General features: G+C 64.6%; 25 protein-coding genes and 1 pseudogene. 12 read left to right on the top strand and 14 right to left on the bottom strand.

The window, feature by feature from the left end; translation table 11 throughout:
• The first annotated feature begins 81 nt into the window (after window positions 1-81).
• Genes D7316_RS10540 through D7316_RS10520 form a run of 5 tightly spaced genes read left to right on the top strand, consistent with a single transcriptional unit; the run spans window position 82 to window position 4,390 of the window.
• The gene (locus tag D7316_RS10540; protein WP_005199546.1) at window positions 82-1,347 is read left to right on the top strand and encodes a cytochrome P450; all 1,266 of its coding nucleotides are present in this window, start codon (window positions 82-84) and stop codon (window positions 1,345-1,347) included.
• Complete coding sequence (locus tag D7316_RS10535) at window positions 1,344-2,165, top strand: enoyl-CoA hydratase/isomerase family protein (RefSeq protein ID WP_039880734.1); 822 nt, start codon at window positions 1,344-1,346, stop codon at window positions 2,163-2,165. Before D7316_RS10540 ends, D7316_RS10535 begins: the two co-directional genes overlap by 4 nt.
• Window positions 2,166-2,167: 2 nt before the next feature.
• The gene (locus tag D7316_RS10530; protein ID WP_005199544.1) at window positions 2,168-2,608 is read left to right on the top strand and encodes a Zn-ribbon domain-containing OB-fold protein; all 441 of its coding nucleotides are present in this window, start codon (window positions 2,168-2,170) and stop codon (window positions 2,606-2,608) included.
• A 43-nt stretch (window positions 2,609-2,651) separates the two neighbouring features.
• Window positions 2,652-3,575, top strand: a complete 924-nt coding sequence (locus D7316_RS10525; RefSeq protein WP_005199543.1) for an SDR family NAD(P)-dependent oxidoreductase — start codon at window positions 2,652-2,654, stop codon at window positions 3,573-3,575.
• Between the two features lie 5 nt (window positions 3,576-3,580).
• Window positions 3,581-4,390 (top strand): enoyl-CoA hydratase/isomerase family protein, encoded by an 810-nt coding sequence (locus D7316_RS10520; RefSeq protein ID WP_005199542.1) that lies wholly within the window; start codon window positions 3,581-3,583, stop codon window positions 4,388-4,390.
• Between the two features lie 25 nt (window positions 4,391-4,415).
• Here D7316_RS10520 and D7316_RS10515 read toward each other — a convergent pair whose 3' ends face one another.
• The 14 genes from D7316_RS10515 to D7316_RS10450 all read right to left on the bottom strand — a co-directional run bounded on the left by D7316_RS10515 (window position 4,416) and on the right by D7316_RS10450 (window position 17,732).
• Window positions 4,416-5,384 (bottom strand): NADPH:quinone oxidoreductase family protein, encoded by a 969-nt coding sequence (locus tag D7316_RS10515; RefSeq protein ID WP_164473763.1) that lies wholly within the window; start codon window positions 5,382-5,384, stop codon window positions 4,416-4,418.
• Window positions 5,385-5,390: 6 nt separating this feature from the next.
• Window positions 5,391-6,008 (bottom strand): TetR/AcrR family transcriptional regulator, encoded by a 618-nt coding sequence (locus D7316_RS10510; protein WP_005199540.1) that lies wholly within the window; start codon window positions 6,006-6,008, stop codon window positions 5,391-5,393.
• Window positions 6,009-6,053: 45 nt separating this feature from the next.
• Window positions 6,054-7,373, bottom strand: coding sequence for an acyl-CoA dehydrogenase family protein (locus D7316_RS10505; protein WP_124708211.1), 1,320 nt, complete (start codon window positions 7,371-7,373; stop codon window positions 6,054-6,056).
• Between the two features lie 22 nt (window positions 7,374-7,395).
• Window positions 7,396-8,157, bottom strand: coding sequence for an SDR family NAD(P)-dependent oxidoreductase (locus D7316_RS10500; RefSeq protein ID WP_005199538.1), 762 nt, complete (start codon window positions 8,155-8,157; stop codon window positions 7,396-7,398).
• A 1-nt stretch (window position 8,158) separates the two neighbouring features.
• Window positions 8,159-9,181: a phosphotransferase family protein gene (locus tag D7316_RS10495; protein WP_119032210.1), complete on the bottom strand. Its 1,023-nt coding sequence runs from the start codon at window positions 9,179-9,181 to the stop codon at window positions 8,159-8,161.
• A gap of 116 nt (window positions 9,182-9,297) precedes the next feature.
• The gene (locus D7316_RS10490) at window positions 9,298-9,492 is read right to left on the bottom strand and encodes a ferredoxin (protein ID WP_119032209.1); all 195 of its coding nucleotides are present in this window, start codon (window positions 9,490-9,492) and stop codon (window positions 9,298-9,300) included.
• A gap of 28 nt (window positions 9,493-9,520) precedes the next feature.
• Window positions 9,521-10,234 (bottom strand): tyrosine-protein phosphatase, encoded by a 714-nt coding sequence (locus tag D7316_RS10485; RefSeq protein ID WP_119032208.1) that lies wholly within the window; start codon window positions 10,232-10,234, stop codon window positions 9,521-9,523.
• Window positions 10,231-11,739, bottom strand: coding sequence for a class I adenylate-forming enzyme family protein (locus D7316_RS10480; protein WP_174718269.1), 1,509 nt, complete (start codon window positions 11,737-11,739; stop codon window positions 10,231-10,233). The genes D7316_RS10485 and D7316_RS10480 overlap by 4 nt, the downstream gene beginning before the upstream one ends.
• A gap of 35 nt (window positions 11,740-11,774) precedes the next feature.
• Window positions 11,775-12,926, bottom strand: a complete 1,152-nt coding sequence (locus D7316_RS10475) for an acetyl-CoA acetyltransferase (protein WP_005199533.1) — start codon at window positions 12,924-12,926, stop codon at window positions 11,775-11,777.
• Complete coding sequence (locus tag D7316_RS10470; protein ID WP_124708210.1) at window positions 12,923-13,951, bottom strand: acyl-CoA dehydrogenase family protein; 1,029 nt, start codon at window positions 13,949-13,951, stop codon at window positions 12,923-12,925. The genes D7316_RS10475 and D7316_RS10470 overlap by 4 nt, the downstream gene beginning before the upstream one ends.
• Window positions 13,952-13,967: 16 nt before the next feature.
• Window positions 13,968-15,140: an acyl-CoA dehydrogenase family protein gene (locus D7316_RS10465; protein ID WP_124708209.1), complete on the bottom strand. Its 1,173-nt coding sequence runs from the start codon at window positions 15,138-15,140 to the stop codon at window positions 13,968-13,970.
• An 84-nt stretch (window positions 15,141-15,224) separates the two neighbouring features.
• Window positions 15,225-15,947, bottom strand: coding sequence for an aldolase/citrate lyase family protein (locus D7316_RS10460; RefSeq protein ID WP_119033734.1), 723 nt, complete (start codon window positions 15,945-15,947; stop codon window positions 15,225-15,227).
• A gap of 58 nt (window positions 15,948-16,005) precedes the next feature.
• The gene (hpaH, locus tag D7316_RS10455; RefSeq protein WP_005199529.1) at window positions 16,006-16,839 is read right to left on the bottom strand and encodes a 2-oxo-hept-4-ene-1,7-dioate hydratase; all 834 of its coding nucleotides are present in this window, start codon (window positions 16,837-16,839) and stop codon (window positions 16,006-16,008) included.
• Window positions 16,836-17,732 carry an alpha/beta fold hydrolase gene (locus tag D7316_RS10450; RefSeq protein WP_005199528.1) on the bottom strand — a complete coding sequence of 299 codons (897 nt, stop codon included), beginning with the start codon at window positions 17,730-17,732 and terminating at the stop codon, window positions 16,836-16,838. The genes hpaH and D7316_RS10450 overlap by 4 nt, the downstream gene beginning before the upstream one ends.
• 252 nt (window positions 17,733-17,984) lie before the next feature.
• Here D7316_RS10450 and D7316_RS10445 point away from each other — a divergent pair, with 252 nt between their 5' ends.
• The 7 genes and pseudogenes from D7316_RS10445 to D7316_RS27430 form a co-directional block, all read left to right on the top strand.
• A complete protein-coding gene (locus D7316_RS10445) occupies window positions 17,985-18,299 on the top strand; it encodes a hypothetical protein (protein ID WP_005199527.1) in 315 nt (104 codons plus the stop codon).
• Complete coding sequence (locus tag D7316_RS10440) at window positions 18,296-19,444, top strand: thiolase family protein (RefSeq protein ID WP_005199525.1); 1,149 nt, start codon at window positions 18,296-18,298, stop codon at window positions 19,442-19,444. The genes D7316_RS10445 and D7316_RS10440 overlap by 4 nt, the downstream gene beginning before the upstream one ends.
• A complete protein-coding gene (locus tag D7316_RS10435) occupies window positions 19,441-19,902 on the top strand; it encodes a Zn-ribbon domain-containing OB-fold protein (RefSeq protein WP_005199524.1) in 462 nt (153 codons plus the stop codon). Before D7316_RS10440 ends, D7316_RS10435 begins: the two co-directional genes overlap by 4 nt.
• Window positions 19,889-21,202: an aromatic ring-hydroxylating oxygenase subunit alpha gene (locus D7316_RS10430; RefSeq protein WP_197718213.1), complete on the top strand. Its 1,314-nt coding sequence runs from the start codon at window positions 19,889-19,891 to the stop codon at window positions 21,200-21,202. Before D7316_RS10435 ends, D7316_RS10430 begins: the two co-directional genes overlap by 14 nt.
• Window positions 21,199-21,714: an aromatic-ring-hydroxylating dioxygenase subunit beta gene (locus tag D7316_RS10425; RefSeq protein WP_119032204.1), complete on the top strand. Its 516-nt coding sequence runs from the start codon at window positions 21,199-21,201 to the stop codon at window positions 21,712-21,714. Before D7316_RS10430 ends, D7316_RS10425 begins: the two co-directional genes overlap by 4 nt.
• Window positions 21,715-21,772: 58 nt before the next feature.
• Window positions 21,773-23,341 (top strand): class I adenylate-forming enzyme family protein, encoded by a 1,569-nt coding sequence (locus D7316_RS10420; RefSeq protein WP_124708208.1) that lies wholly within the window; start codon window positions 21,773-21,775, stop codon window positions 23,339-23,341.
• A 23-nt stretch (window positions 23,342-23,364) separates the two neighbouring features.
• Window positions 23,365-24,843: pseudogene (locus tag D7316_RS27430) on the top strand (class I adenylate-forming enzyme family protein); the annotation flags it as partial.
• Window positions 24,844-24,873 lie beyond the last annotated feature (30 nt).

Here is a 24,873-nt window from a genome sequence, read left to right as displayed (position 1 = left end):
CAAAGATGCAGTTCAGCGTGGTTGCCAAATAGTGACACCAATGCCAGAATGGGTCCAGCATATCTATCAGAGGCGGTGCACATGATCGAAACCGACGAGATCGCGTCGACCCCGTTACACGAGCTTTCCTGGTGGCAACAGTCGCCGGCCGAACGAGACGCGGCCTTTGCGGCGCTGCGCCGTGATCGGCCGCGGATGTTCGTGCCGCTTGAATCGACAACGGACGGACGGCGACCCAAGGGATTCTGGGCTCTGACGACCTACGAGGACATCCTCGAGGTCAGCCGAAGGCCGGAGGACTTCTCGTCAGGAATCGGTGGAACACAGATCTTTGATCAGCCGGCCGAACTGCGCGAGTACCGTGGCTCGATCATCGACATGGACAACCCTGAGCATGCGAGACTGCGCAAGATCGTCTCGCGCGGTTTCACGGCGCGAAATCTCTCGGGACTGCGTGACGAGATCGAGGAGACGGTCAGTGAGATCCTCGATGAGATGTCCGACACCGGCGAGTGTGACTTCGTCGAAGAGTTCGCGTCATTGCTGCCGCTGCGCATCATCGACAATCTGCTCGGGATCCCTCGTGAGCATGAGAAGTTCATCCTCGAAGCGACGAACATCATCCTGGGTGCGTCCGATGCCGAGTACATCGCGGACCAGTCCGCGAGTGGCATCGGGAAGGCCGTCACCGCCGCCAGCCAGGCACTCATCGCGTTGCTCAACGACCTCGCCGAAGATCGAATCGCCAACCCGCAGGACGACCTGATCACCAAACTCGTTGCGGCAGACGATGAGAATCTGACGCCGCAGGAGATGGCGAAGTTCTTCATCTTGCTGGTCGGAGCCGGCAACGAGACCACCAGGAATGTGATTTCCCACGGTTTGCACGTCCTGACCCAGCATCCTGATCAGCGTGACCGTTGGTTGGCGGACTATGAGGAATATGCGAGCACGGCCATCGAGGAGATGCTGCGCTGGGCCACTCCGGTGATCCACTTTCGGCGTACGGTGACCCGCGACGGTGTGATGCTGGGCGACCTCGAACTGTTCGAAGGCGACAAGGTCGTGATGTGGTACACGTCGGCCAACCGCGACGACACGATCTTCGAGAATCCCGAAGAGTTCGACATCGCTCGGGATCCCAACCCGCATGTGGCCTTCGGCGGGGCCGGTGCGCACTTCTGCCTGGGAGCCCACCTCGCCCGGCTCGAACTCGACGTCGCGTTCCGGATGCTGTTCGAGCGTTACCCGGATATCCGCTCGGTCGGGGAGCCGGTGCCTTTGCGCTCCAATTTCCTCAACGGGATCAAACATCTCCGTGCTGAATACACCCCGGGGACAAAATGACAGAGCTGGACATGCGGGTCGACGAGGACGCCGTGCAGAGCGAGCTGACCGAGGGCGTTCTGACGATCCATTTGAATCGTCCCCAGGCGGCCAACGCCATTCGGCCCGCTGACCGAGACACCCTCATCGAACTATTCCTCGAGGCGAGCACCGACCACGAGGTGCGCGTCGTAGTGCTCCGAGGCCGTGGCAAGCAGTTCTGTGCCGGCGCCGATGTGGTGAAACTCGCCGACGGACATGCCAACAACGTGAAACGGACCACCGGCCCGATGAAGACCATCATGGGCGGTGCGCAGCGTCTTGTCGCATCGGTGCTCGACTGCAGCAAGCCGGTGGTCACGGTCGTCCAGGGTGCGGCCGCCGGTGTCGGCGCTCATCTCGCGTACGCGTCGGATCTGGTTGTTGCGACCGAGAACGCCTACTTTGCAGAGTCATTCGTCAAGCGCGGGTTGGTGGTCGACGGCGGGGGCGCATACCTGCTGCCACGTCGGATCGGTATGCAGAAGGCCAAGGAGATGGCCTTCTTCGGAGACAAGCTGCCGGCAAGCGAAGCGTTCGGCCTCGGTCTGGTGAACAAGGTCGTGGCCGCCGACGAACTCGACGCGGCGGTTGGTGAGTACGTTCGGCGCCTCGCTGCCGCGCCGACCAGCGCTATCGGTCTGACCAAACGGCTCTTCAACGAGTCGCCCGACGTCGACCGGGCCGGTTCCTTTGTCACCGAGGCGATGGCCCAGGAGATCCAGTCGTACTCACACGATGCCCGTGAGGGCGTGCAGGCCTTCGTTCAGAAGCGACCCGCCGAGTTTGTGGGGTGGTGACGATGGCGGCACAAACGGACTCGACGCCGAACACTCCGGCGAAACCGCGCGCCGACATCCCGACGGTCGAGACTGCGACCACGGCGTACTGGGATGCCGCCAACGACGGCACGCTGCTCATCGCCCGCTGCGATGACTGCGGAAAGGTGCATCACTACCCACGGCCCTTCTGCCCGTCGTGTTGGAGCGAGAACGTGACGAGCATCGAAGCCAGCGGTCGTGGCACGTTGTACACATATTCGACGGTGTACGTGAACGATCTGCATCCGTTCAAGGAGCGGTTGCCCTACATCGCGGCCATCGTCGAACTCGACGAGGGTCCGAGGCTGATGACGAACATGGAGGATTGTGAACCCACCGACCTCCACGTCGGAATGCCGGTGACCGTCGGATTCCGGCCCATCACAGACGAACTCACTGCCACGATCTTCCGGCCGGCCTGACACTGCCGGCCACTCACACAATTCACGAGGGAGTACACCACTAATGAGCGGATTGCTGGACGGCAAGGTCGCGCTGGTCACCGGTTCCGGGCACGGCATCGGACGAGGTCACGCGTTGGAGCTCGCGAAACACGGTGCCACGGTGATCGTCAACGATCTGGGTACCTCGCTCGATGGCCAGGGCACCGGCAAGGTCGCCGACGAGGTTGTCCAGATCATTGAAGACCGTGGCGGCAAGGCGATCTCGGACTTCAGTGACGTCGGTGACGAAGAGTCCGTCGACCTGCTGGTCGAACGCGCATACTCCCAGTTGGGCCGGCTGGACATCGTGGTCAACAACGCAGGTATTGTCCGCGATCGGGCCATCTGGAACATGGGTGTCGACGACTTCGATCTCGTGATGCGAGTGCATGTGCGCGGTAGCTGGCTGACCAGCCGTGCCGTGGCCCGCAAGTGGCGTGAAGAATCCAAGGAGACAGGCGATAAGGTCTACGGCCGGATCATCAATACCACCTCGGGTGCCGGTCTTCAGGGACACTTCGGGCAGACAAACTACAGCGCGGCCAAGGCGGCGATCGTCGGACTGACACAAACGCTGAGCCTCGAACTGGCTTCGATCGGTGCCACGGTGAACGCGATCAGCCCCGGCGGGCGCACCCGGATGTCGGCCACGATGGCCGGCGCCGCGGCGCCCATCGAACCGGACGAGCGATCCGAGGACGAGTTCGACCCCAAGGATCCGTCGCTGGGATCGCCGGTCGTCGCCTGGCTCGCCAGCCCGGAGGCGGGTCACGTCAGCGGCCAGGTGATCAAGGCGCTCGGTGAGAACATCCAGTGGCTCAAGGGCTGGACTCCCATCAGCGCTGTCTCCAACGGTGGAAAGCGTTGGGATGCAAACAAACTTGGCACCATCATGGGTGTCGACGTGTTCGGTACCCGCGCCTCGGGTCTGCGGCTGGGCGGGTAGCCCGCGTGGCATCGCCGAGTCCACCTGCGGGTGACTGGCTGGGTACGCCGTTCCTCAGGCTGGACCGTGCGGGACCCTTCGCCGTGGTGACGGTGGATCGCCCCGATGCCCGGAACGCGCTGAGTCCGGCCATGTACTTCGGGCTGCGATATGCCATCGCGCATTGCGAGTCGGATCCGGATATTCACGGACTCATCCTGACGGGAACCGGAGATGTGTTCATCCCTGGCGGCGACCTGGGACGTACCGGTGTCGATGACTGGATGGACATGGGGCACCTGGGGATGGATGCCACCCCGTTCGATTCGTTGCGTGTCACCGCGCTACCGGTGATCGCTGCGGTGAACGGCATCTGTCAGGGCGGCGGATTCATGATCACGCTCTGCAGCGACGTCTCCGTGGTGAGTGAGCGTGCCACATTCCGGGTGCCCGAACTGTTCCGCGGCATCAGTGACACCTACTACGCGCAGATCCTGGCACGCACGATCGGGCCGGTCCGTACTCGCGACCTGATGTTCACCGGACGTGTGCTGAGCGCCGCGGAAGCGCTCGACTGGGGTCTGGTGACGCGGGTGGTTCCGCACGAGGAGCTGATGGGCAGCGCGACCGAGCTCCTGGCCGAGATCTGTCGGACCGCGCCCGCCGCCCGCCTCGACATCAAGAAGAGCCTCGACCACTACCTCGGCCTGTTCGATCGGATAGCCATGCGGCAGAGCCAAGCCGGTGTTGAAGCCATCGAGGGATTCGCGGCGTTCAAAGAGCGACGCAACCCGCGGTGGGTTCCCGCGTCGCTGCGGACCGAAGGCCGACTCTAGAACATTGACTGTGTCGCGGGCAGCGTCAGGGGCGGATGATGATCTTGCCGAGGGCCTGGCGGTCGGCCACGCGCCGCAGCGCCTTGGTGGTCTCGGCGAGTGGGTGGACACTGTCGACGTATGGCGCCAGTACGCCGTCGGAGAGCATCCGGTGAAGCTCCGCCCGGCCCCGCGATTCGGCCATCGGCTGATGCACAGGCATCGTCCCCACATCGACACCGGTGATGGTGATGCCCTTGAGGAGTACCAGATTCAATGGGATTGCCGGTATCTCACCGGACGCGTATCCGACGGTGACGAATGTACCTCCACGACGCAGGGAGCGTAACGCCGACTCTGATGACCTGCCGCCGACCGGATCGATGATGACATGGGCGCCCTGGCCGGTGATCTCCTTGATCCGGCTCCGGAGATCTTCGGTGTGGTAGTCGAGGGCCACCTCGGCCCCGCGCCGGCGGCACAGTGTGAGCTTGTTGTCACCCGACGCTGCGGCGATCACTCGGCCTCCGAGATGATGGGCGAGATCGATGGCGGCCGATCCCACTCCGCCGCCGGCGCCGAGTACGACAACCCACTCGCCCTTGCGGATTGCTGTGGCAGTACACAGGGCGTGGTATGCAGTCGTGTACGCGACGGCGAAACCGGCGGCGGTGTCATCGTCGACCCCATCGGGGATACGCTGTACCCGAGCGGCGGGAACGGTGACATACTCCGCGAACGCACCTGTGGCAACCGTGCCATAGACCCGATCCCCTGCCGCGAAACCACTGTCGATGCTCGATTCGACGATGACTCCTCCGAATTCACTTCCCGGGACGAAAGGCAGTGGCGTCGAACGCTGGTACCGGTTGGCGATGGTGAGTACGTCGGGAAAGTTGACTGCTGCCGACCGCACTGCCACCACAAGTTCGCCGGCCGCCGGTTCTGGATCGGCGAAATCGCCGACCTCGATCACCTCCGGCGGTCCATACTGCCGACAGATCGCTGCTCGCATCGGGTATCAAGCCTGTTCTGTGCCGAGCCCTTTCAGGCAAAAAGTGATGAAGAAGTCGATGTCCTCGGCGCGGGCGGGCTCGTCCAGGGACAACTGCCTACGCATCATTCCCAGTGCAGCGGTGAACACCGTGTCGGTGGCGCGGACGGGGTCGTCGATCACCAGCTGGGAAATGGGACGGTACAGCAGATCACGCAGTGGCTCGGTGACCCGGACGTCCGCCCTTCCCGAGTCGTCGGTGAAGCTCAGCTGGCGGGTCACCGCGCGACTCATGTTCGCCAGTTTCGGGTCACCGACCTGGGCCAGGACACCTCTGATCCATCGGTCGATCTGTGCCGCAGGTTCGGGTTCCTTGGACATCTGGTGATCGAGATACGACGCGACGATACCCACGCCGCGCTCCATCACCGCCAGGATCAGATCGTCCTTTCCCGTGAAGTAGCGGTAGAACGTCTTGTTCGAGGTTCCTGCCTCGGCGACGATGTCGGACACCCGCGGGTCGGCAGGAGTGGTTCGTTCCATCACGGTGGCCGCGGCGACCAGGATCCGCTCGACATCGGCAGCGGCCTGGCGCTGCCGCTTGTCCAGGGCCCGGTCGACCGCCGCGGTTGCACGTGAACTCATACTGCTCCTGCCGACGACTGCGAGCTTCAAGGATATCGCTCGGCGTCACGGCCCGGTCGGGGGTCCGGCAGGCACTGCCGGCACCGCGTCGACCAGGTCGCCGTACTTGATCCGCGCCGCCTCGATCTTGCGTCCGAGGAACTGTGACGGCCACATCGGGTCGTCGGCCTTGTAACGCTTGAGCAGGCCCCTGGCGAGATTCATCTTGTGGACATCGGTCGGTCCGTCGGCCAGTCCCAATGCTATGCCGGTCATCAGCATGTCGACCAGCGGTAGTTGCTCGGTGGCGCCGAGCCCGCCGTGGATCTGAATGGCGCGCAGGGTGATCGACTGGAGCACCTTGGGCGTGAGCACCTTCAGGGCGCCGATGTCGGTGCGAGCGGCATGCTCTCCATGTTCGTCGATGAGCCAGGCGGCATGCAGCACGGCCAGCCGGAACGGCATCAGTTCGGTGTACGAGTCCGCGATCGCAGCCTGCACCAACTGTTTGTCGGCGAGTGATGATCCCTTGGTCTCCCGGCTCAGCGCTCGCTCGGCCATCATGTCGATGGCCTTCTGGGCAACCCCGATCGACCGCATCGCATGGTGCAGCCGGCCGCCGGCCAGCCGTGACTGTGCGACTTCGAATCCGGCACCCTCGGTGCCGAGCATCGCGTCGGCGGGAACCCGCACTCGCTCGTAGCGGACCAGGGAGTGCCCAGGTTCATGCCGATGGGCGCCGAACAAGTGGTGGCTGGCCTCGATGACCACGCCCTCGCTTTCCGCGGGCACCAGGAACGTGGTGGCTCCGCGGTGGACCGGGACGTCGGGATTGGTGATCGCGACGACGATGAAGAAGGATGCCACCGCAGCGTTCGACGACCAGTACTTGCTGCCGGTGATGATCCAGTCGTCTCCGTCGCGTTTGGCTCGTGTGGTGAACACTCCGGGGTCGGCGCCGCCCTGCGGTTCGGTCATCGAGAAGCAGGAGAACACCTCCCCGGCCAACAGTGGTGCCAAGTAGCGGTCTCGCTGGGCCTCGGTCCCGAACCGCGCCAAGATCTCGGCATTTCCGGTGTCGGGTGCCTGAGTGCCGAAAATGATCGGTCCCCAGTCGGTTCGGCCCAGTATCTCGTTGATGAGGGTCAGTTTGACCGCGCCGAAGCCTTGTCCGCCGAGCTCCGGGCCCAGATGTGCGGCCCACAGTCCCTGATCGCGGACGCGTTGCTTGAGCGGGTCGACGATCTTGCGCCGCTCGTCGTCGAGCGGCAGATACTCACATCCGGGGAACAGGGTGTCGAGCGGCTCGACCTCCTGCTGGACGAAAGTCCTTATCCAGTCGAGCTTCTCCTGGAAATCCGGATCGGTGGAAAAATCCCATGCCATGGTGGTGCGCTCCTTGATCGTCTTACGGAATGCCGCCGTCGACCCGGAGGGTCGCGCCGCTCGTGTAGCTGGATGCGTCCGACATCAGATAGAGGGCGGCGCCGATGATTTCGGGTGGATCCCCGGCTCGCTGCAGGGCGTGGGCCTTGGTCGCCTTCTTGGTCGACTCGAGGTCCCAGTGCTTGCTCACGTCGGTGTAGAAAGGTCCGGACATCAGGGTGTTGACCCGTACGGTCGGTCCCAGCGTGAGTGCCAGGCCCTCCGTCAATGCGTTGAGGCCGGCCTTGGCCGCCGCGTAGGGAAGGATCCAGGGCGCCGGCCGAATGGAACCGGTTGAGCTGACATTGATTATGACCCCTCCGCCGGCCTGCTGCATCCGTTCGCCGAACAGAATCGACAGCCGGAAAGGACCTTTCAGATTGAGGTTCACCACCGCATCGAACATCTTCTCGTTGATGTCGGAGGCCGAGTCATAGACAGGTGACATGCCCGCATTGTTGATCAGGACGTCGGCACGGCCGAACCGTTCGTAGACCGCATCGGTGAGCCCGTCGAGTTGATCCCATCGGCCCACGTGGACTGCGAAGGGCATGACACTTCGACCGGTGGCGTCGGCTATTTCCTTCGCAGTGGTGGCGCACGATTCGAAGTCGCGGCTGGCGATGACCACATCTGCGCCGCAATGCGCGGCGCCGAACGCCATCTGGCGTCCGAGGCCGCGGCTGCCGCCGGTGACGACGACAACCTTGCCGGTCAGGTCGAAAAGCGTGTCCGCATAACCCATGTCACACCCCTTCGGTTCGTTCGGTCGTGAGGTCGGCGGCCGTCGCGATCAGATCGAGCACCAGCGGTCCGAAGGTCTCGATCTTCTCGTCCTTGCGATCGCCTTTGACCAGTGCCGCGTAACTCTTCTCCAGGACCACGCCGAGCTTCCAGTTGGCCAGCACGAGGTAATAGTGGATGTCGGCGGTCGAGCGCCCACTGATCTTCTCGTAGTGTGCGATCAACTCCGAGCGCTTCGGCATACCCTCGAGATCGACGTAGAAGTCGGTCTTGGGCGATTCGCCGTCCCAGCCGAGGAGAGCCCAGCCGAGGTCGAGGAGCGGATCGCCGATGGTGGTCATCTCCCAGTCGATGATCGCGGCGAGTTTGGCCGGTGTGCCGTTGTGGAACATGACGTTGGCGAACTGGTAGTCGCCGTGCATGATTCCCGGGGACCACCGTGCGGGACGGTTGGCGCGCAACCAATCCGCCGCGACATCCAGACCCGGAAGTTCCCGGAACCGGTAGTTGCCGAGAAATGCGAGCCAGCGGTCGACCTGGCGTTCGTGGAAGTTCTCCGGCCGGCCGAATCCGGTCAGACCACGGCCCTGCCAGTCGACCTTGGACAGTTGCGCGATGCCGCCGACCAGTTCGAATGCGAGCTCACCGCGGGCGTCGAGGTCGGTGTCGAACGGCGCCGCCCACGAACCGGTCGGGCTCCACCCGTCGATCGACTGCATCATGTAGAACGGCGACCCCAGCACGTCACCGGTCGGTTCGCCGCCGATGAGTTCCGCATGTGGAACCTCAGAACCCTTGAGGGCGGCCAACAGTCGTAGCTCGCGCCGTAAACCGTCGAGTCGCGCATCGTCCGCGCCGGCGGGCGGCATGCGCAAGACGCCGGTCATCCCGCTCCGGGTTATCCGAAAGAGCTCGTTCTGCGAGCCGCCGGTCAGGCGCTCGATCTCTGGCTTCTCTCCGTCGCCGGGTGCCCCGACGTCATCGAGCCATCTGGCCAGCGCGGCCTTGTCCTCAGGGTTTTCCATGCAGAACCTCCAATCGAAAATGTCGATGACTGGAGAATAGCGTTCTCCAGTTTGGAGGTCAAGAGGTTCCCAAAAGGAGGTTCACGTGTGACCGCACACCGCTGCGCGCGTCGGCGTCAATCCTCTATGATCTTGATCGCGCTCATCGGGCATCGAGTTGCGCCGTTGCGGGCGGCAGGCTCCATGCCCTGGGGCACAACGAAATCCGCTTTGGCCGCAAAGCCATCGTCGTCGATGTCGTATAGATCGGGCTCGTGCATCGCACACATTCCGTGTCCTTCGCACTCGTCGAGGGCGATGTGAATCCGCATGGTGATCTCCTAGGGTGTGATGGACTGATCATGACCCGTCGGGTCGGGTGAGTCGGCGTCGCCAGCTGCGTAGGTCTGTCTCGGTTGCCCCGGCGTCGGTGAACCATCCGTGCACACCGCCGGGCCAGGAGAGGAGATGGCCGATCACCTCGTCGATGGCCTCCGGCGAGGTGGTCAGCCAGCTGCGTGGCAATCGAATCGCGGGAGCGAGCCGGGGGCCCTTCGCCTTCCATCGTCGCCGAAGCAGTTCCATGTTCGCGGTGGTGGCGAGATAGTCTTCTCGGACCGCCGCCGGCTCGACGCCGGCAGCGAGCAGCAGTGCTGCCACCATCACGCCGGTGCGGTCCTTGCCCGCAGTGCAGTGCACGAGGACCGGTCCGGCGGCAGCTGCCGCGATCTGGAGAACGTGCGCGGCTCGACTGGCCTTCGTCTCGAGCGTTGTCAGGTACAGTGCCGTCAGGTCCGGGGGTCGGACGTCGCCGGGTGCGGCCGCGTCGTGGAGGGGTAGTGCGTGCACGACGGTGCCTTTGTCCCAATCGAATCCGGTACGCTCACGCTCTTTCTTCGAGCGCAGGTCCACGACCGTGGATGGCGGCCAGGACGCCACGTGAGTGGGCAGACTGTCGCCGACATGGGGCGCGTCGCTGCGATACAGGACCCCGGATGCGGTCAGTCCGCCTCCGGTCAGCGGGAGGCCGGCGACGTCGCGCAGGTTGACCAGGTGATCGACCGCCGCAGTCATGTGCGTCGTGACGGGGGAAGTGTTTCGGCCAGTTCACGAAGCCGCTTGCGATCCGTTTTCGCCATCGCTGTCTGGGGGATCGTCTCGACCACGACCAGGTGATCTGGAGCCTTGTAGTCGGCCAACAGTGATCGCGTCCAGTCCCGCACTTCGGCGAGCGTTGGTGGCGCAGCGGGGTCGACGGGAACCACAAAGGCGACTCCGATCTCTCCGATCACAGGAGCGGCGTGCCCGACGACCGCGGCTTCCGCAATCGCCGGGTGGCCGGCGATGACCTGTTCGACTTCGACGGGATGCACGTTGAAGCCGCCGCGGATGTACATGTCCCCAGCTCTCCCCACCAGCTTGAGGTTTCCGTCCGTGGTGATCAGGCCGAGGTCACCGGTGACCAGGAACCTCTCGGAATCAAAAGCGGTGGAGGTCAAGTCGGGATCGTGCCAGTACCCGCGCATCACGCAACCGCCCTTGATGCGTACCCGTCCCACCATCCCGGGTGAGAGCACGATCCCGTTGCTGTCGACGACCTCGACGGTCATTCCGTACTGAGGACGACCGACCGTGCGGAACTGGACCTCGGGCGGATCGTCGGGTTCGGTTCCACAGACCGTCGGCGACTCGGTCATCGCGTACCGGACCACCAGTGGTACGCCGATCAGGTCGGCGGTGCGCCGAACCAGGTCGGGTGAGGCCGGAGCGGTGGCGACCACACCGACCCGGAGTTCGGGGAAGGAATGGCGATCGAGGCCGGGCAGTTCGAGCAGCTTGGCCCACTGGGTGGGTACCCCGCCGCCGACGGTGACACGCTCGTCGATGAGCGTGCGCGCCATCCCGGTCGCTGTCCACGGCGCAGGCGGGATGACGATCGCTGTGCCCCAGAGTAATTGGTCCCAGAGCTTCGACATGTAGCCGGCGTGCGAGAAGGGGGTGGAGGTCATCCGCCGGTCGTATGCCGCACTCATTATGCCTGCGGCCTGTGCAGACGCGGCGAGATTGTCGGCGTCGAACCAGGCGCCCTTGGGTAGCCCGGTGGTGCCACTGCTGAAGATGATCGCGACGGGGTCGCGACGGTCGACGTCGACGGTCGGAAGGTCGTTGACCTCGTGGTACGAGGACCGTAACTCGTCGATGCACACAGTCAGGCGCTGCGCAGTCGATTCCGGCGGGAGCTGGGAAGGTCCGTGCACCACCAGGGCGGGCGATGAAGTGTTCAGGATGGATGTGGTCTCGGTCGGACCGAGTCGCGGGTTCACTCCGGTCGTGACGGCGCCCAGCATGGCCGCGGCCGCGTAACAGATGGCGTAGTCGATTCCCGAGGGGAGCAGGAGCGTCACCACATCGCCTTTGCCGACTCCGGCGCCGGCGAAGTGGCCGGCGACGGACCGGGCGTGTGACACCCACTGAGCAAACGAGATCCGCGAGCCGGGTTCGACGTACGCGTCCCGGTCACCGTGCACGCGGGCGGCTGCGTCCAGTAGTTCGCGCGTGTTCGCGAATGTGTCGGCCAAGGGTGGTCGGATCGTGCCCGACCGCGGCCGGGGTGTCACGGCTTCTCCGAGCCGAGCAGCACCGTCCCGCTCGAGCAGAACCAGCCGCCGGTCCCGCTGACACACGCGATCCTTGCATCCGAAACCTGGCGCGGGCCGCACTCACCGCGCAGTTGCCGCGCTGCTTCGACGAGGAGGAAGAGTCCACGCTGGCCGGGGTGACACGCCGACAGTCCGCCTCCGTCGGTATTGGTCGGCAGCTCGCCTCCGAGCCGAAGACTCTGCTTGGCGACAAATGCCCCTCCCTCGCCTTTCTCGCAGAAACCGAGGTCCTCGATGGTCAACAGCAGCATGTAGGTGAACGCGTCGTAGATCTCGGCTACATCCACATCGGACGGTTTCAGACCGGCCCGCTCGAACGCGAGAGGGCCGGTGATCGCGGCGGGCCCCACCGTCATGTCATCCCACTGACTGGTCAGCATGTGGGAGGTGGCGTCGGCCGAGCCGAGCACCCATACCGGCGGCGACTTGAGATCGGGCACTCGGTCCTCGGCCACGAGGATCACCGCAGCCCCGCCGTCCGAGCGGATGCAGCAGTGCAACTTGGTGAATGGGTCGGCGATCATCGGGCCGGAGACGACATCATCGATCGTGATCGGATCCCGGTACATCGCTTCGGGATTGTCTGCGGCATTGAATCTGGCCGACACCGCGACCTCGGCCAACTGCTCGATCGTTGTCCCATACTGGTGCATGTGTCGGCGGGCGGCCATGGCGTACTTCGAGATGAGGGTGTGCCCATAGGGGGCATCCCACTGCAGGGGGCCACGTGCACCCCAGTTGATGTTGGCGCCGCGCAATCCCTTTCGGATGTCGGCGCGTGCCGTGGATCCGTACGTGAGCAGGACCACGTCGGCATGACCCGCGGCGATCGCATCGGTGGCATGGGAGACCATCACCTCCCACGAGGCGCCACCGACAGAGGTCGAGTCGATCCACCTCGGCTTGATGCCGAGGTACTCGCCGACATCGGTGGGGGGCAGCGTGCCCTGACTCGTCGATGCGAGACCGTCGATGTCGGAAGGCGTCAGTCCTGTCTGAGCCAAGGCCCGCCGACTGGCCTGCGCCATCAGTTCATAGGCATTTTTGTCGTCCACCTTGCCCACATCGGACAGCGCGACCCCGGCGATGGCAACCTTGCGACTCACTGGGCGGCCTCCAACTCGAGAAGATCGGCGAGAACCTCGGACGCACCGGCGAACAGGTTCTTGTAGACGATGGCCCGCTTGAGATACAGGTGGGCGTCGTGCTCGTAGGTATAACCCATCCCTCCGTGCACCTGAATACTGCCGCTGCCGTTGGACAGGGCAGCCTGACCCGCAACCGTCTTGGCCGCCAGGATCTGGAACTCGGTGTCGGGGCGATCGGCCTTCAGGGCCGCTGCCGCGAAAAGTGTTTGGGCCGAAGCAGATTCGGCACGAACGGCCATGTCGACGACCGCGTGCTTGATCGCCTGGTGGACGCCGATCGGCCGTCCGAATTGTTCGCGTGTCTTGGCGTGTTCGGTGCAGACCTGGGTGATGGCCTCGGCCAGCCCGGCGAGATACGCAGACGCCAGAATCTGTGCCCGGCCCCAGATCCACTCGGTCTCTGCCGGCAGCCACGCGACGACCCGTCCGGACGTCACCGTGGCGATGGCCAGGCGCGTTGCGGGGTCGACGGATTCGACTGCAGTGATATCACCGAACTCTCCGAGCTCGGCCAGTGCGGCACCGTCTCTGGTCACCAGCAGCGCGTGACTGCTGCCGGCGCAATCCAGCAGATCGAAGGACCCCTTGAAGCCGTCCGAACCGATCTCGCCGTCGCCGCGCAATTCGGCGAGTCCGACCATCGCGGTGCCGGCCGCGATCTGAGCGACGAGCTCGCTCTTGCCGTCGCCGGCCGCGATGCGTGCGGCCAGTGTGGAAGCGAGGAACGGGCCGATGGCCAGATGCTTTGCGAGTTCCATGAAGAGCATGACCTCGTCATCGATGGACTGTCCGGATCCGCCGAATCGCTCATCAAGGGCGAGCGTGAGCAGGCCCAGTTCGGCGCCTTCGCGCCAGACGTCCTTGTCCACCAGTGTGCTCTCATCGCGATGTTCGCGGATCGCGGTGACGGGTGGTCGGGAACTGATGAAGTCCGCGGCTGCCGCGACCAGTTCGAGCTGATCGTCAGAGGGGAGCAGGTTCATGGTGTGCTTCTTTCCTTCAGCGTGGGAGTCCGAGTACCCGGTCGCCGACGATGTTTCGTTGGATCTCGGAGGTACCGCCGCCGATGGACTGGGAGAATGCGTACAGATAGTTGCCCACCCAGCCGTTCTTGTCCCATCGGGAAGTACTGCGCAGGGCATCGACCCCGATGATGTCCATCGCCAGCTCCGCGACCTGTTTGGCCAGATCTGCATAGAACAGCTTGAGCATCGATCCCTTGGGTCCGGGGGTGTCGGTCTGCATACTGCGGCAGACGCCGACGTAGGTCATGGCGCGCAGTGACGTCACTGCGGCCCGGGCCCGGGCCAATCTCCGGGCGATTTCGTCATCCGCGATCGCCGGGCGGCGTCCGTCCGGCCCGACGTGATCGCGCGAGAAGTCGATCAGGTCTTCGACCACCTTGGCCAGGCGGACCTGATTGGCCGTGAATGCGGTGCCCCGTTCGAACGACAGCGTCGACATCGCGACGCTCCATCCGTCGTTGATCTCACCTACGACGTTGGACAGCGGGATTCGGACGTCGTCGTAGAACACCTCGCAGAACTCGGCGCCGCCCTCGATGGTCTCGATCGGGCGGATCTCTATGCCAGGTGTGGTCATGTCGCACACGATCCACGTGATGCCCTGGTGCTTGGAGCCGGTGTTGTCGGTCCGGACCAGGAGCTCCTGGTAGTCGGCGATGGTGGCGAAACTGGTCCAGATCTTCTGCCCGTTGACCACCAGATCATCGCCGTCGATGACCGCCCTGGCGCGTAGCGAGGCGAGGTCGGAGCCGGCCTCGGGTTCGGAGAATCCCTGGCACCAGATCGCCTCACCGCGCAGGATCTTGGGAAGGTGGAAGTCCTTCTGCGCCTCGTCGGCCCGGGTGATCAGGGTCGGACCGGCATGGGACAGACCGACGAAGTTCGCGTCGATCCCCGGAAATCCCTGGGCTGCATACTCCTCGTACCAGATCAGTTGCTGAACCAGGGTCAAACCGCCGCCGCCGTATTCCTTCGGCCAGGCGATGCCCGCCCAGCCGCCGTCCCACTGGGTGCGTTGCCAGGCGGTGTCGTACTCCCGGATGCCGTCGGCGTCGCGCGGGCGGGGCTCGGACGGCTTGTTCTCCTCAAGCCATGTGCGCACCTCGTCCCGGAACTCCACCTGTTCGGGGCTGAAGTCCAAATCCATGTGGAGGCCTTCCATCGTCGTGCGGGGCGAGATCCGCTCCTGTAGTGACACTATTGTCAGATTTAATCCGCGAAGAGTCAAGTATCAGCTTGTGCCGGGTTGCGGGATGAAGCGTGCGGCCAGGGCCTCGCTGCCCCGCGCGAGCACCGTGACATCGGCTCCGACCAAGACGAACGAGGCTCCCGCCGCGATGTAGCGGTCCACCAGGGCGGGATTGAACGCGTTGACGCCTGCCGCCTTGCCTGCGGCCTTGATCTGCGATAACGCTTGCTCGATCGCGGCCACCACCGTGGGATGCTCGGGCTTGCCCAGGTGGCCGAGCGACGCTGCGAGATCGGCCGGTCCGATGAACACGGCATCGATCCCGTCGACCGCGACGATCTCGTCGAGTTGGGCGAGCGCGGCGGCGGATTCCACCTGAACCGTGAGTGACAGGCTGTCGTCTGCGGTGACCAGATAGTCAGAAATCCGGTTCCATCGCGAGGCTCGGGCGAGTGCGCTGCCGACTCCGCGAATGCCCTCGGGCGGGTAGCGGGTCGCGGCGACCATGGCCCTCGCCTCGTCGGCGGATTCGACCATCGGGATGATCAGATTCGTCGCACCGATGTCGAGGAGTTGCTTGATCGCGATCGGGTCAGCGGATGCCGGACGCACGAGAACCTGCACCGGGTAGGCGGCGAGCGTCTGTAGTTGCGCCAACGTGGATCTGACGTCGTTCGGGACGTGCTCGAGGTCGAGCATCAGCCAGTCGAGACCGGCGCCCGCGCAGATCTCGGCGCTGTATGCGTTGCCCGAGGCTATCCACATCCCGATCTGGGCGCGTTCACCGTGGATCTGCTGTACCCACGTGTTCGGTCCCGCGGCGCTAGTCACGTGGTGCCTCGTTCTCGAAATGGATCGAGACGGTCCCCATCGGTCCGTAATCCGCGACGAAGGTATCACCGGGATCGGCGAACACCGGCGCGGTGAACGAGCCGGCGAGGATCACCTCACCGGCTTGCAACGACACCCCATGCGGAGCAAGCCGGTTCGCCAGCCACGCGACACCGTTCGCCGGATGGCCCAGCACCGACGCCGCAACGCCCGAATCCTCGATCGACCCGTTGCGCAGCAGCAATGCGGCCACCCACCGCAGGTCGACGTCCATCGGTCGTGCCACCCGGCCGCCGAGAACGATGCCGGCATCGGCGGCGTTGTCGCAGATCGTGTCGACGATGGTGCGTAGATGCCCGGTTTCCGGGTCCGCCATCTGTACCCGTGCATCGAGGATCTCGATGGCCGGCGTCACGTACTCCGCCGCCCGGAGCACGTCGTAGAGCGTCACCCCGGGGCCGGACAACGGGTCGCCGAGCACGAAGGCGAGTTCAACCTCGATACGGGGGCGGATGAACCGTCCGGCCGGCACGGTTCCGCCGTCGTCGAAGAACATGTCGTCGAGCAGTGCACCGTAGTCCGGTTCGGTGATGGACACGGCGCGTTGCATGACCTTGGAGGTGAGTCCGATCTTGCGTCCGCGAACCACGGCACCACCGGCGACTTTCAGGCGCACCAACTCCCGCTGTACGGCATAGGCGTCTTCGATGGTCATCTCGGGATGCTGCAGCGATATCTGCCGGATCGGGGTCCGGGATTTCTCGGCCTCATACAGGCGGCGCGCGAGCTCGGCGACCGCTGTGTCCGGCAGGGCGATGTTCGTCATCGCCCGAGGAACTCCAGAGCGGCCGGGTTGAAGGCCGCCGGGTCCTCGAAGTGTGGCCAGTGCCGGACGGCGGCCATCTCGAACACCTCGGCGTTCGGGATCAACCCGGCGACGATGTGGGCAGTGCTCTGGTATTCGCCGTGGTCCTGGCCGGACGCCACCACCATGGTGGGCGCAGAGATGGTCGCCCATTTGTCTTCCGGGATGAGATTGCGGTCGCGGGCTTGCGCATCCTGCAGGATCAGCAGGTGATCGATCGTGTTCCGGGTGTCGTCGCGTCGGTAGATGGCCTGCCGCAGCGCGATGAGGTCGGGTAGACGATTGGATTCGTCCGCGATCAGGTGTGCGAACACCTTGTGCATCGACTCCCAACTGGGATTGTTGACGGCTTCGGTGCGCTCGGCGCGGATGCGGGCCATGTTCGACGCGGTGGCGATCAGTCCGGCGGGCGACATCAGGATCACCTTGTCGACACGCTCGGGATGCTCGACCGCGATCGCGGCCGATACCCATGCGCCGAGTGACATCCCGATGAGATGTGCTCGAGTCATCCCGAAGTGCTCCATCACACCGAGAACCTGCTGGACGTAGACGGCGATCTCGTAGTCGTAGTCGGGTTTGTCGGAGAACCCGTTGCCGACCATGTCGATCGCCACACAGTGGTAGTGCTCCGAGAGCGGTCCCAGGTTCGGCGCAAAGGTCTCCCAGTGGCCGCCGGTGCCGTGCAACAGGATGGCGTGTGGTTTGTCGGCGGAGCCTGCCTCGGCGAAACGGGTCCGCACGCCGTCGATGTCGACGAACCCCTGCCGGAACTCCAGTTCTTTGAGGTGGCTCCAGATGCTGCGGTACTCGCCGGTGTCGGCCGCAGGGGCGGAAATCGTTGTCTCAGTCATGGTCGGGGCCTCCGTTGTCTAACCAAATTTTCCACTGTGTGCATGTTCAGTCTTAGCACTTTTAGCGCCGTGAGCTGGGTGAGTGTCAGATTTCTGCCACCGAGTTCTCGGAACTGGGGGATTGTTTCTGACACCTGTATACGATAAGACTATGAGGCGGGATCAACGCAAGGGCAAGTGTCTTCTGAGGGTTGGTCACAACTTTTCGAGAAGTCACCAGAGCGAGGTTGGGCGAACAGGTCGTCGATGACTATGACCACACACGAACATGAAGGTGCGGACGCGGGAGACGGCGACGCGGATCTGCGCCGGGTGCATCGACGCGTGCTGGCGTCGCTCGTCAACGAGTTCGCGGCAGTGCGTGTGTCGCTGGATTCGACCGGCAACGGGGACAGGCTGCTCGTCGAAGACCTCGAGAGCGACGATCACATCTTTCTCTCACCCCTCGAGCTCGTCAGCCTGTGCCTGGCGACGCCGGACGATCGTGAGGACTGGCTGCGCGTCGGTAACTACCGGGACGAGCGGCGCGACCGCTCCCTGGGGCCGGTTCGGGGGAGAACCTCATGACCGCGTCGATCGTGGGCGTCGGGATGACCCCGATGTCACTGAAGCCCGGGCACAGCCCGCACGAACTGGCTTCTCGCGCCTGCCGAGAGGCCGTGGCAGACGCCGGAATCGAACTGTCCGACGTCGACGGACTGCTGGTCGGTTCTTCGCAGGGGATTCGGCCGGACCGGCTTGGTGTCGGCTTCGCATCCTCGGGAGGATTCGGCGATGTGCGACTGCTGGAACACGTGGAGATCAAGGGCGCCACGACCGTTGCGATGATCCAGCGGGCCCGCTACGCCGTGGAGGCCGGCGCAGCCCGCGCGGTCATGTGCGTCTTCGCAGACGCGCCCCTCGTCGCGGGCAAAGCCGCCGGATCGACCTATGCGCAGAGCGGCGGACAGTCCGGATCGCGCGGCCTGGAGCGGGCCAGCGGGGTCCTGGGCTCGGTCCCCACCTACGCCCTGCTGACGCAGCGGTGGATGCATGTCAGCAACGGTTCGCCCGACGATCTCTGCGCGGTTGCCACGTCGACGCGTGCCTGGGCGACCGGCAATCCCGATGCGGTGATCCGCACGCCCCTCGACATCCAGGGTTACCTCGACAGTCCGATGATCTCCGATCCGCTGCGGCGGCTCGACTGTGCACGCCCGGTCAACGGTGCCGTCGCCGTCCTCGTCAGCGCCGATCCGTCGATCGGCCACGACATTCGTGTCGACATTCGGGGAGCCGGTCGGGATCATCCGGTGCGTCATCGGCGATCCGGCTCCGAGTCATGGTTCGGCGGTGGCCGACGATGCGTGGACGACGCCCTGGCAGAAGCGGGGATGACACGTGGCGACCTGGACACCGCTCAGCTCTATGACCCGTTCTCGGTCGTCACCCTGATCTTGCTCGAAGAATATGGGCTCACCGGGGGGGCGCCCGCAGGAAAGTTCGTCCGCGACGGGAACACCGCTGCCGGCGGCAGTTTGCCGACCAACACCGGTGGAGGGCAGCTGTCGGGGTTCTATCTCCAGGGAATGACCCCGTTGGCCGAAGCGCTCGTGCAGTTGCGCGGAGCCGGCGGCGAGCGACAGGTGCCTCATGCGTCGACCGCACTGGTCGGTGGCATCGGCGGTCGGATCGATCACCACGCCGCGTTGATCCTGGAGCGTGCGGCATGATCACCTCGACCGATTGGTTGCTCTCGGATTCGCTGGCTCCGGTGGTGGCAGGCGATCCCCTCGAACCGTTGTATGCCGGTGCCTCCCGCGGCGCACTCGTGCTGCCGTTCTGTGGGGGTTGTTCGCTGCCGCTCGACCTCGAGCAACGAGTGTGCGACGACTGTGGATCAGATGAGATCGATTGGCTCGAAACCCTGCCGAGGGGAGTGGTCCATTCGTCGACGACGATGCACAGACTGGAGCCCGGACTCGTGACCGCGACCGGTCCATACCCGATCGTCGACGTCGAACTCGACGGTGGGCATCGGCTGATCATGACGACGGTCGAGCCGGCGGCCGGTACACCGCGGATCGGCGACGCCGTCGACATCGCCTTCAGATATCTGGCCGGAGTGGCGATCCCGGCCGCGCAGACCATCACTTCCACCGATACGGAGGCCACCAATGACAACCACTGAGGCGAATCCCGGCACCTCGAATCCTGCCACCCCGAGTGACTTCGACGTGTCCAAGATCGTCCAGGAAGATCGTGTGCACGGCTCCGTGTACACGTCTCCGGAGATCTTCCAGCGTGAGATGGACACCATCTTCCGCACCGGCTGGGTCTATGTCGCGCACGACAGCGAGGTCAGCGAGCCCGGTGACTATCTGACCCGCCGTATCGGCAGTGAGCCGGTCGTGGTGTCCCACGGCAAGGACGGAGAGATCCGGGTCCTGCTCAACCGGTGTTCGCATCGCGCCAACAAGCTGTGCAACGCCGAGAAGGGAAACGCGAGCTCGTTCCGCTGCCCGTACCACGGGTGGACCTTCAGTAACACGGGTTCGCTCACCGCGGTCCCGATGCGTGAGGGTTACGGCGAGGCGTTCCGCGCGGTACGGTCCGAGCTCGGTATGGCCGAAGCCCCTCGGGTCGACAGCTACGGCGGTTTCATCTTCGCCTCGTTGGCCGCCGACGGTCCGTCGCTCACCGAGCACCTCGGTGGCTCGATCGCGGCCTTCGATCGTCTTCTCAACCTGTCGCCGACCGGTCAGATCGATCTCCGGGCCAACTGGATGAAGCACCTCCACCATGCCAACTGGAAAATGGTGGTCGAGAACAATGTGGACGGTTACCACGCGCTGTTCACTCACGCGTCGGTCTATGACGCCATCCGCCCGGCCAAGGTCTCCCATATTCCGTCAAAGACTGACGTCGTGGTGCGTGACATCGGTGGCGGCCACTCTGAGATCGACTACTCGGCCGAATACCGCAAGCTCGACGAGGAGTTCATCTGGTACGGGCGCATGCCACGGGCGAAGCTGCCCAAATATGTTGCCGCACTGGAGAAGAAGTACGGCGAGGAGAAGGCACACGACTCATTGGTCGTCGGCCCACCGCACACTCTGATCTGGCCCAACCTCTTCCTGGCCGAGATGAACGTGATGTACGTGGAACCGATCGGGCCGGACGAGACGGTCGCATACACCACCGCGGCGCTGATCCCGGGACAGGACGAACTCAATCTGAGGACCCTGCGCCGTTCCGAGGGTGCGATGGGTCCGGCCGGGTTCCTGATCGCCGACGACGGTGAGATCGGGATGCGCAACCAGGCCGGACTGGCCGCCAAGGATCCGGAATGGCTGCGGTTGTCCCGCGGGCTGGAGACCGACATCACCGACGAGACCGGAATCGTCAACAGCGACAAGAGTGCCGAGACACCTCAGCGTGGTTTCTACCGCCAGTGGGCCAGCGTTGTGGGACAGGAGATCAGCAAATGAGCACACTCGACGACACCGAAGTCCTCGCCTCGGCACTGCAGCCGCTGCCCGCGCCGTCCCCCGAGGTGGCAGGGTTCCTGTTCCTCGAGGCTCGTCTGGCCGACGAGGCGCGCTATTCCGAATGGGAGCTGCTCTGGGACGACGACGCACTTTACTGGGTGCCGATGCATCCCGACGACGATCCGGCAGTCAATCTGTCGTACATCTACGACAACCGTCGACGTATCAAGAGTCGTGTAGCGCAACTCAACACAGGGAACCGGCACTCGCAGACCCCGCCGTCTGTGATGCGTCGGCAGCTCACCAACATGGAGGTTCTCGACTCCACCGATGACACCGTCACGGTTGGATCGAACTTCGCCCTGTTCGAATACCGCCACAACCAGCGCATCTGGGCCGGCCGGGTCATCCACAAGGTCCGCCGCCATCCCGGCGGGTTCAAGCTCGTGAGCAAGACCGTCCACATGATCAGCGCCGGCGGTCCCGTGGACACCCTCGCTTTTCTGATCTGAACCAACCATCCGAATCCGCGAAGGCTGCGCCTTCGCGCTGAAGTACCTGTGAGGCAACGTGCTTGTAGGCGACATCTCAACCAACAACGCCCGTCGATACCCGGACAAGCCCGCCGTCATCGAGTCCGGGCGGACCCACACCTGGAGTGACGTCGACGAGCGTGCGCGCCGACTGGCCAATCACCTCCTCGCCGCTGGCCTGAAGAAGGGCGACCGGGTGGCCGTCATCGCCCGAAACTGCATCGAATGGCCGGAGATCACCTTCGCCGCGGCCAAGGCCGGGCTGGTCACCGTTCCCGTGAACATCAGGCTCGCCCCGGACGAGCTGGCACATGTCCGGGACGACTCCGGAGCGATTGCCGCGGTGATCCACACCGACCAGGTGGAACGGTTCGGTCCGGAACTCGCCGATCTGCAGACGGTTGTCGAGATCGGCGGGAACGCAGTCGGTATCGACTACGAATCGGCACTGCGGGCAGCCGATGACAGCGACCCGACACCGGCGTCGTTGCGGCCTGATGACATTCAGTTCATCCTGTATACCAGCGGGACCACGGGTCGATCCAAGGGCGTGATCAACACGCACCGCGGGATGCTCGCCCAGGCCGTGGACACGAGCCTGGTCACCGAGGCCAATCGCAGCGACGTTTTCCTCGCGACGACACCCTTCTTCACGGCGGGTGGGATGGTCCGGACCTTGTCCTGGACCTACCTCGGCCAGACGATGGTGATTCACAAGCGCTTCGACCCCGAAGCCGTCATCGACGAGATCGAACGCAGCGGGATTACTTTCACCACCTTCATCCCCACGATGCTGCAGCGCACCCTGCGTCTTCTCGAAGAGGGCCCGCACCGGGACATGTCGAGCCTACGGCGGATCAGCTACGGCTCGGCGCCGGTTCCGCCCGGACTGGCGAAGAAGGCGATGGATCTCCTCGGGTGTGACCTGCAACAGCGGTATGGGCTCACCGAATGCGGTGGACAGGCAACGATTCTCACGCCTCAGGATCATCGCGACATGGTCGACGGAAAGACGAGCATCCTGACCTCCTGCGGGCAGGAAACGCCGATGTGTTCCATCCGTATCGTGGACGGCGACGGCAACGAGCTCCCGACCGGAGAGATCGGCGAGGTCGTGATCGTCAGCGAGGCCAATGCGATCGGGTATTGGAACCGCTCCGATCAGACCAAACAGACCTTCCGGAGTACCGGATTATGGTCGGGTGACCTCGGGTACCTCGACGCCGAGCGGTACCTGCACATCACCGGCCGCAAGACCGACATGATTATCTCCGGGGGCTTCAACGTCTACCCCGCCGAGATCGAGCGGGTGATCGGACATCATGCCGCCGTGGACATGGTTGCGGTGGTGGGAATCCCGGATCCCGAATGGGGTGAGACGCCGGTCGCCGTGGTGGTTCCCAAGGGAGACATCGACACCGATACGGTCGCGGGCGAGCTGACGGCACTGTGCCGTGCCGAGCTCGCCGGCTACAAGCAGCCGCGGCGGTTCGAGTTCCGCACCGAGTTCCCGCTCGGCCCGGCCGGCAAGATCCTCAAGCGTGAGATCGCGGAGTCGTTGCGTACTGCACCGGAGAAGGTCTCGGCGTCCGGGGTCTCGTCGTGACGTCCACGCAGCGGCAACCGACGATGGCGCGGGCGACGAATCTCTGGGAACTGCTCACTGAGCGTGTCGAGCTGAGTCCCTCGAAAGAGTTCGCCGTCGACGAGCACGGCCGCCGGTTCACCTTTGCCGAGCTGGCCGACCTCGCGATGACCACGGCGGCGGCCCTACACGGCCACGGAGTGCGCGCCGGTGACGTGGTGTCGTGGCAGCTGCCCAGCAGTGTCGAAGCGATGGCGTTGTCGCTGGCGCTCTCCCGGCTGGGTGCGGTGCAGAACCCGATCATCCCGATGCTGAGGGAGAGCGAGGTCGCCTTCATCGCCGGACAGGTCGGCGCATCACTGCTCATCGTGCCCGACGAGTTTCGTGGCTTCGACTACGGTGCCATGGCGACCGCTGTCGCGCAGCAGGTCGAAGGCCTGCGGACCCTGATCGTCGACCAGGACTGGATGTCGGGCGATCCCGAGACGTTGCCCGCGCGCCCGCAGCGTGACGACAACGAGGTGAGGTGGATCTTCTATACGTCCGGCACCACGGCGGCGCCCAAGGGCGTCAAGCACGGTGACGCCGGACTGATCGCGGCGGCGAAGACCTTTGTCACCAACGTGCAGGTCACCGAGGACGAGCGGTGCGCCGCATACGTACCGATCACACATGTCGGTGGTATCGCGCATGTGCTGAGCAGCCTGCTGGTCGGACACACGCTGATCACCGCGGCGAAGTTCGTTCCGGAGGACAACGCGGATCAATTGATCTCCGAGGGAGCAACCCTGATCGGCTCCGGTCTGCCCTTCACCACCGAGTACCTGCGGATTGCGCGCGACCGCGGGGTGCGGCCATTGTTCCCACAGGCGCGCGCCACACTCGGTGGTGGTTCCGGCCGGCCGGCGGAGCTGAGCCTGCAGACGGCGCAGGTTCTCGGGGGCGTGGGGATCATCTCCGGATACGGGATGACCGAGTGCCCCTACCTGACCTGGGGCAGCCCCGACGACACCGATGCCGAGCATTCGGCCTTCGAGGGGACGCCGGGTCCGCAGGGCGCAGTCCGCATCGTCGGAGCCGATGGCGCCGAACTGCCCGTCGGGGAGGTCGGGGAGATCCGTGTGCACGGACCGCAGTTGTTCCAGGGCTACGTTGATTCGGCTCACAATGACGGTGCCCTCGACGAACGGGGATTCTTCCGTACCGGTGATCTGGGATTCGTCAATGCGGCCGGTCGACTGTGTGTCACCGGACGCATCAAGGACATCATCGTGCGCAAGATGGAGAACATTTCGGCCCGTGAGGTCGAGGAGGCGCTGATCGGTGACCCCGCCATCGCGGATCTCACCGTGATCGGCATGCCCGACCCCGCCTCGGGGGAGCGGGTATGCGCAGTGGTGGTGCCGAGCGATCCGGACCAGCCCCCGAGTCTCGATTCGATTCGCGACCACCTCGCGACCACGACCCTGAACAAGCGCAAGTATCCCGAACAGGTGGAGATCGTGGAGGTCATTCCCCGGAACTCGCTCGGGAAGATCGCCAAGTCGCAGCTT

This window comes from Gordonia insulae, from assembly GCF_003855095.1.
Taxonomy (GTDB): Bacteria; Actinomycetota; Actinomycetes; order Mycobacteriales; family Mycobacteriaceae; genus Gordonia; species Gordonia insulae.
The sequence above is the reverse complement of the archived record's forward strand: the minus strand, read 5'-3'. Positions and strand labels throughout refer to the sequence as shown.